General features: G+C 30.7%; 7 protein-coding genes. All 7 read left to right on the plus strand.

Translation table 11 applies throughout. The features are described from left to right. The coding region (locus KKC53_00035) for a hypothetical protein (GenBank protein ID MBU2597563.1) at nt 1–200 on the plus strand (200 nt) is incomplete at its 5' end. A 31-nt stretch (nt 201–231) separates the two neighbouring features. Beyond that, entirely contained in the window at nt 232–4,281 is a 4,050-nt protein-coding gene (gene gcvT, locus KKC53_00040; GenBank protein ID MBU2597564.1) for a glycine cleavage system aminomethyltransferase GcvT, read from the plus strand. A 4-nt stretch (nt 4,282–4,285) separates the two neighbouring features. After that, nucleotides 4,286–5,005 (plus strand): deoxyribonuclease V, encoded by a 720-nt coding sequence (gene nfi / locus KKC53_00045; protein ID MBU2597565.1) that lies wholly within the window; start codon nt 4,286–4,288, stop codon nt 5,003–5,005. 329 nt (nt 5,006–5,334) lie between these two features. Continuing rightward, nucleotides 5,335–7,011 (plus strand): hypothetical protein, encoded by a 1,677-nt coding sequence (locus KKC53_00050; GenBank protein ID MBU2597566.1) that lies wholly within the window; start codon nt 5,335–5,337, stop codon nt 7,009–7,011. Nucleotides 7,012–7,239: 228 nt separating this feature from the next. After that, a complete protein-coding gene (locus KKC53_00055; protein MBU2597567.1) occupies nt 7,240–7,617 on the plus strand; it encodes a hypothetical protein in 378 nt (125 codons plus the stop codon). A 247-nt stretch (nt 7,618–7,864) separates the two neighbouring features. Beyond that, nucleotides 7,865–8,155 (plus strand): hypothetical protein, encoded by a 291-nt coding sequence (locus KKC53_00060; protein ID MBU2597568.1) that lies wholly within the window; start codon nt 7,865–7,867, stop codon nt 8,153–8,155. A gap of 211 nt (nt 8,156–8,366) precedes the next feature. Next, nucleotides 8,367–8,533: AAA family ATPase (locus KKC53_00065; GenBank protein ID MBU2597569.1), on the plus strand; the 167-nt coding region annotated here is incomplete at its 3' end.

The raw sequence follows: 8,533 nt of genomic DNA on the forward strand, positions 1-8,533 counted from the left end.
AGATGTGGCCATCAGACAATGATCGCTTCTACTCTGATCTTTTAAAACCTGAAAAAATATCTGAACCTTTTCTAAGAGAGTTTACTTACGAAGCAATTAATGCTTCAATACCAATAGTTCTTGGAGGTCATTCTTTAGTTTCAGGAGGACTCTATGCTTTAGTTGAATCAGCCTGGGTTAAAAAAATTAATAAAAACTAAAAAGGAAATTATCATTACAAGGAGTTTTTCTATGGTAGATAATGAAGAAAGAAAATATATTGAGTCAATTTTATATAAGGATCTATCTGAGATTGATCCTTATATTTCTAAATTAATTAAGTTTGAAAAAGAAAGACAACAAAGAAAAATCATACTAATTCCTTCAGAAAGTTTTGCTCCCTCTTCGGTTCTTAAGGCATTAGGTTCACAATTTAACAATATATACTGTGAAGGATATCCCTCAGTTAAGATGACTAGAGATAAAATAGAACTACTAAATGATATCAGTCATCAGTTATCATACTATCGAAGATATGCAGATAGGAGATTTTACAAAGGAATTGAATATATTGATATCTTAGAGAGTTTAGCTCAAAGAAGAATAGCTAAATGTTTTGCAACAGATAATAAGGAAAATAGTGAGATAAAAATTAGTGCTGATCAGATATTTGTAAATATACAGCCCCTTTCTGGATCTATTGCGAACAATTCTGTATATGAAGCTTTTGTGGAACCTGGTGACATAGTAATGGGAATGGCACTACCAGAAGGTGGGCACCTAACTCATGGTTCTGAATTCAACATATCAGGCAAAAGATATAATATTATCTCCTATAAAGTAAACAGAGTAACTGAGAAATTAGACTATGATGAGATAAAAAAATTAGCAATAGAATATAAGCCTAAAATGATAATTGCGGGATACTCTTCTTATCCCTGGGCTCCAGATTGGAAGAAGTTCAGGGAGATAGCAGATGCAGTTCCTGGAAAAGCAATACTTTTTGCAGATATAGCACATTGTGCAGGATTAGCTATTGCTGGTGTATATCCAAATCCTATTGGCTATGCAGATGTTATAACTTTCACTACCCATAAGACTATATGTGGTCCTAGGGGTGCAGTTATTCTTACAACAGATGAAGATAAAGCTAATATTATAGATACAACTGTTTTTCCAGGTGAACAGGGTGGTCCACATGCAAACAAATTTGCTGCTATATCGGTAGCTTTTGAAATAGCTCAAACACCAGAATTTAAAAAACTCCAGGAAAGAATTGTTGAAAACGCAAAGGCATTTGCTGATGAATTACAAAAATTAGGACTTAAACTTTCTTACAATGGAACAGATACCCATCTTGTGGTTATTGATTTAAATGCTATTAAAACTTATACAGGACTTCCTTTAAAAGGTGAAGTAGCAGCAAGAATATTAGATTTATGTGGAATTGTCACTAATAAAAACACCATACCAGGGGACTTAACAGCAGCTGATGCCAGTGGAATCAGAATAGGTACTCCATGGATAACACAGCGAGGAATAAAAAGAGAACAAATTAAAAAACTTGCTGAGCTTATTCATAAAGTTCTAACAAATATACATCCATATTTCTATATTGGAATGTTAGGACAACTTCCGAGAGGTAAGATGGATTTATCAAAATTTGAGGATATAAAAAGAGATGTAGCAAAGTTAGTAAGTGAAATTGAAACTGAAGAATTTGAAAAATCTGGTTATCCTCATTATTGGTTTTTAAATGAAAATTCTAAAGTTAAAAAAACTGCACTATTAGATGAACATAAGAAATTAGGTGCAAAATTGGAGGAAAAAAATGGTTGGTTAATTCCTTCAAAATACAATGATACTAAAAATGAGATTTTGGCTTCAAAAAATTCAGCAGTCCTGGTAGATATGTCCGATTATGGTCTTATTAGAGTTATTGGTGAGAGAGCAAAACCTTTTCTACAACAACTTACTACTAATGATATATCAAAACTAAAACCAGGTCATAGCCAGAGAAGTTTCTTATTAGATAAAGAGGCAATGGTAATTGATGATGTCTTAATCCATCAACTTGAACCAGATAAATTTGATAGACACACCTACATTCTTATGACAAATCCATCTAATACAGATTACGTAAAAACCTGGCTGAGAAATATATCGGATGGTTATATACTTTTTGATGATGAGATATTCAAGAAAGTGGAAGGACCAGTCAAGGTTGATGATTTAAAGGAGATTGAAGACGAGAATTTGATGGGAAGTAAGGCTTTGATTAAAGATGAAAGTTTAATTAAAGATAAAAATTTAAAAATAGTTGCAATTTCTCTTCATGGACCTAACTCAAAAGATGTAATAAAAAGCATTGACCAAAAGCTTGCTGAGATTAAAAAATTTCAATTTGTTAAATATATAATTGATGAAATTGAATGCTTAATCTCACGAAACGGATACAAAACTACTAGTAATAGCAGTAGTAGTAATAATAATAAAGCTAATGATGATTGTAATGGCAATGATCATATTGAAGATAATAATAAAGAAGACCTTGAAGAAGAATTACATTATGATTTTTATACATATCCAAATGATGCAGTTAAGTTATGGAATCTATTATTAGAAAAGGGGAAAGAGTTTAATGTAGTTCCAGCAGGATTTAAGACAAGAGAAAAATTAAGACAAGATAATGGTTTTCCAATATATGAGGATCTTTCAAGAAATGATAAAAAGAAGAAAATAATTGATGGAGTTAGTTTATATGAAATTAGTTTAAAAAATAATTTAAATGATTTGAAAAATTTATTTGTATTAAAACAATTGTATTTTGTTGGTCAAAATAAATTTAAAAAATACTTTCACGGTAAGATTCTTGATGAAAAAAGCTTCAAGGATGAGCAATCATATTTTATTTCTGAAAGAGAATCTAATAAAAATATAGCTCTAAATAAAAAAGAGTTCCCTTTAAAATCTGTTGAAGAAGAGATTTTAAAAAGACAGAAGGAAAATCCAAAGAGAACAGCTCTTTATGAGGAACATAGAAAATTGACCAATAAAATTATAAATTTTGCAGGTTATGAGATGCCAATTTGGTACACAAGTATATCTGAAGAGCACAAAGCAGTAAGAGAGACAGTAGGTTTATTTGATGTTGGACATATGGGAGTAATCGAAATCTCAGGTGAAAACTGCATAAACTTCTTAGATATAGTGACATCAAACTATATTAAATGGATTTCAGATGGACAGTCACAATACACTTATCTCTTAGATTTAGATGGAAAAATCATTGATGATGCAATAATCTATCGCAGAAAAAAGGATAAATATATGATGATAGCTAATGCTGTAAATGAAGATAAAGATTTTGAGTGGTTAAAAGCTGTTAACTCTAAAAAATATATTATTGATAGAGACAATATTTTAAAAGAGATTGAAAACTCAGTAATAATAAGAAATCTAAAAGATGAATCATCTGGAAATGATCAGAAAATAGATATAGCTTTGCAAGGTCCAAATTCATTAGAATTATTGCAAAGCCTTACAACAGATGAAGAAAAAAAGAGAGAACTTAAAAGAATAAAGAGAACAGAATTTATTGAAACAAATCTTGCTGGAATTGAAATGCTTTTATCCAGAACAGGTTATACTGGAGAGGATACTGGATATGAATTATATATACATCCAGATGACTCACCAAAACTCTGGAATCTTCTTTTAGAAAAGGGTAAACAATTTGGAATAAAACCTTGTGGTTTGGCAACTAGAGATTCAACAAGAATAGAAGCAGGATTACCTTTGTATGGAAATGATTTAGCTGGAAGATATAACATCTCTCCCATTGAAGCAGGATTTGGTCCATATGTTAAATTTCATAAACCTTTCTTTATAGGAAGAGAAAAACTTCTGGAGAGAGAAAAATCCAGAAAGATGGATATGATTAGATTTAAAATGAATCGAAAAGGTATTAAAAGAGTTAAAAATGGTGATGTAGTTGTTAGTATAATTGGTCAATATATAGGAAATGTTACAAGTTGTGCGCCAAATGCTGAAGGTTATCAGATAGGTCTCGCTTTTGTTGATAAAAAGTTCACTCAAGAAGGAACAGAAATAGGTATTTTTTCACTTCCACATGATAAGAAATTTGTAAAAGAGAATCAGATAAATAAATTAAAATTTGAGGAAGAAAAACCTATAATTCAATTAAAATTGGGAGAGAAAGTCTTGATACATGAAAAAGCAGTAGTACTTCCCCGCTTTATGGTTGAAAAGGGAAAAACTGAAAGACCTTTAATGGAATAATATTATGAAAATAATAAAGCTTCATTCTTGGAAAGTAACTCCGAAGCAGGCAATTGCAATTCAGCATAAACTTAGAGATAAAATAAAAACTTTTGATGATTTTGATTCTCTAAAAACAATTGCAGGGGTAGATGTAGGATTTATAAAGGAAAAAAATCTAAGTTGTGCTGCATTAGTAATTTTTAGCTATCCTGATATGAGAATTTTAGATGTTAAAACCTGTTCTGAACCCATAAACTTTCCCTATATTCCTACCCTTTTAGCTTTTAGAGAAGTACCAGTTGTGCTTTCCTGTTTTGAAAATTTAGAAAATCCACCAGATATATTGATTTTAGATGGACAGGGATATGCTCACCCCAGAAGGATGGGTTTAGCATGTCATGTTGGAGTATTATTGGATATACCAACAATAGGATGTGCAAAAAGTAGACTAACAGGAGAATTTAATATGCCTGATGAAAAGAAAGGTTCATATTCATATTTATATGATAAAGAAGAAATAATTGGAGCAGTTTTAAGAACTAAAGATGATACTTATCCAGTATTTGTTTCAATAGGTCATAAAGTAAGTTTAGATACAGCTATAAAATTAGTTTTAGAAATGGCTGTTACAAGAATTCCTGAGCCAACTAAAATAGCAGATAGAGAAGTTAAAAAATATGCAAATAAAATAAGAGACATGAAATTAGAACAAGAAAGCTTTTTTAAAAACTATGGAATTTGAAGAAAGAAATATATATTTGGTTCCAATTGGAGATATAGATAGAAATTTTTTTAAATAATTAAATAATTAAAGAAACATTTTTACTTTTAAATCGTCAAATAAGATGGAATTGCTTCTGTTCAAATTAGTTATATTTGTATCTATTATGTTATAATTTTTATGTAAATATGTTATTTTTATAGATTCTATCATTAAGATAAAAAATCTCTTGAAACGGATTTGACTATTATATATTAATTTATGGTATATTAATTTATAATATAAAATTGAAAGGGGGTGGAGACTGGGAAAATTATTTTTGAAAAAATTATTTGAAAGGAGGTGAAAAAATGAACTCTCTATTTATACTCATAATTGCCTTTATCGTTCTAGCAATTGGCTATTTCTTCTATGGTAAAAGAATAGACAGAGATATCATCAAATCTGATCCTGATAAAGCAACTCCAGCAAAAATGTATATGGATGGTGTTGATTTTACTCCAGCAAGCAGAAATGTTTTATTTGGATATCAATACAAATCTATAGCTGCATTAGGACCAATAGTTGGACCAGTAGTTGCTGTTAGGTGGGGATGGCTTCCTGCACTTCTTTGGATTCTCTTAGGAACATTCTTTATTGGTTGGGTTCAGGATTATACTAGTCAGATAATGCCCATGAGAGAGGAAGGTAAAACCTTTGGTGCACTTAGCTACAGTCTGATTTCACCAAGAGCGAGAACAATTCTACTCATCTTTATTTATTTATACCTACTTCTGATAATGGGTGCATTTGGAAAGATTGTTTCCGCTGACCTGATGACTAATGGAAAGATACCATTAGGAGTGATCATGGCTATTTTAGTTGGTATATTAGCTGGACAGATGATATATAAGTGGAAGCAGGATATTATCTTAACAACAGTAATAGTTGTTATTTTAGCCTTTATATTTATCTATCTTGGTTCACTTGAAGGAGTAAAGACTTTCTTTGAGACATTCAATGCTTGGCAGATTAAAGGAGTCCCTGTAATATGGTCATTGTTAGTTATGATTCTCTGCTTCATAGGAGGTGTAGCTGCCATTTGGAGGTTTGCTCAACCTGTTAACTTCATCTCATTCTGGATTGTATTTTTGGGAATGATTGCAACAGTTTTAGGTATCTTAATCTGGCATCCCAATGTTTTACCTGAGTACCCTGCTTTTACGTCATTTATGGGTGATCCTGCTGTAGGACCTTTATATCCGTTGCTATTTGTAACCATTGCTTGTGGTGCCGTTTCTGGTTGGCATAGTCTTGTATCCAGTTCAGGAACTGCAAGACAGTTGGAAAAGGAAACTGATGCTCTTCCAGTTGGTGGAGGAGCAATGTGGTTGGAAATGATTCTGGCTGTTTTAGCAATAATTGTTGTTGTTGGAGCAGTTCCACGTGAAAAGTATTTGGAGTTAGCAGCTGTTGGTAAGAACGCTGGTATCTTTGCAACAGGAATGACGGAATTCCTTAGCCGTGTTGGTATTCCTAAGAGCTTTGGAGGAGCTTATGCTGGAGTTTTCCTATGTTTACAGGCTCTAACAATCATGTGGCTGGTAGTCAGATTCATGAGGGTAGCAAGTACTGAATTCCTTGGTGATAAAATTCCATTGTTTAAGAATATCTATTTTGGAGCTTTTATCGCTGTTCTTCTATCAATTTTAGTTGTTTGGACAGGTGCATGGGCAACCATATGGACCTTATTTGGAAGTTCCAATCAATTGATGGCTGCATTAGCTCTATTTTTAGTTTCTATATGGTTACTCAAAGGAAAGGTTCAAAATAAATGGGTACTATATCCTGCAGTTTTCATGTACATAACAACAATGGTAGCTCTTGCATATACATTTATCAAGGATGGATTTCTAAAGGGCGGAGTAAGCGGATGGCTTGCTGGAATTATTGGATTGATACTCTTTATTGCTGCTCTAATTCTTGGATGGGATATCTATCAAGCTATTCAAAAACATAAAGCTGGTGAAGTAGAAGAAATTGTGTAGGAAATACAAGAAGAATAAGGCAAACTCCTAAGTAAAAGGTAATAAAAAAGTAATAATAAAATAGTTGAATCAACTAAAATGTAGAATAGAACCAGTTACTAAAGTAAAAATCGCGGTAATACCTGTTGTAATTTTATAGTAATCAAACATTAGAGGAGAGCCTTTTTTAAGGCTCTCCTCCCTATATGAGATATCTTGAAACAGATATCATTTTAGGTTTAGAATTTTTTGTTATATAAAATATTTATTTTAGGTCTACCAAAATTGAGTTTGTTACTATATTATGAAATAATTATTTATGGAATGAAAAACAATATTATAAGAGAGAAAATTCTACCTTCACTTAAAAAATTTAAAAAAACTATAAGTGAATTCTTTTACGGTATGACCACATATGAATGGGTAGAACTTGCAAGAAAAGAAAGACTTGATTTAGAACATCTATTTATATTGCTTTCTTTTAGTGATATATTGGGATTGTCACTACCCACAAATTATTACTCTTTTAGATTTCTTCCATACATAATACCAGAGTTAAATATCTGGAAACGAAGGATGTTAAGAAAAAGAAGTTTATTAGATTTAGCAACTGAGGATATAGGATAAATTGAATTAAATAAAATTATATATTATATTGAGTTAGATTTGATTAGATTAAATTAGATTGGATTGGATTATATCAAGTTAAGTTAGGTAAATTTAAATTAGATAATGTTAAATTTATTTTGTTTTTTACTTGATTTTAGAAAAAATCTTATTATAATACAGTAATTTAAAAATATTACTATATTATCTAATGCAAAATATCTAATATAAAAATATTATTTAGAAGATTGTGGAGGAAGGTGAAAATGTGAACGAAAAAAATAAGGAAGAGAAAAAGGAGGGAACTTTAAAGAAGTTTGGAAAGGCAGCTAAGGGTTTTCTTTATGGAATGGCTGGACATGATATGGCTCGTTTTGCTTTAAAAACAAGAGGAAGTATGGAACACCTATTTATTTTAATTACAATGGGTGACCTTCTTGGAGTGCCTATACTTCCACCATATTATTCTCTTAGATTGCTGCCTTATGTTGTTCCACAAATATCAACCTGGAAGAGAAGAATGCTGCGTGAAAAAGATTTAACTGATGCCTTAGCATAAACTCTTGAGATTTAAACCATTAAAAAGATTAGAAACTGTAAAAAATAAAAATATAAAAAATAGGAAATAGCATTATTATTAAATTATCAAATTTTAAAATACAACTTAGTTAACATTTAAATCCAAATAATTCCTATTTAAATATAATTCAGTAAATATTTAATATGAATTAATTAAAAAATATTTATGTATAATTCAATAATATTTTTTAATGGAGGTGATTAAAATTTTATTTAAAAACTTTTTTAAAGAATATCCTGAAAGAAGATATATTATGTTTGGTGGAAAAGGTGGGTTAGGTAAAACAAGCTTTTCTGCTGCAACAGCGTATTATCTTGCAAAAAAGGGGTTTAAGGTCCTTGTTTTTTCAGTTGATCC

The sequence above is a fragment of the Actinomycetota bacterium genome (genome assembly GCA_018830725.1).
Lineage (GTDB): Bacteria > Actinomycetota > Humimicrobiia > JAHJRV01 > JAHJRV01 > JAHJRV01.

Bases quoted from the DNA above. Each gene is read 5' to 3' on its own strand.
- gcvT (MBU2597564.1), top strand. From the start codon at position 232: ATGGTAGATAATGAAGAAAGAAAATATATTGAGTCAATTTTATATAAG.
- nfi (MBU2597565.1), top strand. From the start codon at position 4,286: ATGAAAATAATAAAGCTTCATTCTTGGAAAGTAACTCCGAAGCAGGCA.
- KKC53_00050 (MBU2597566.1), top strand. From the start codon at position 5,335: ATGAACTCTCTATTTATACTCATAATTGCCTTTATCGTTCTAGCAATT.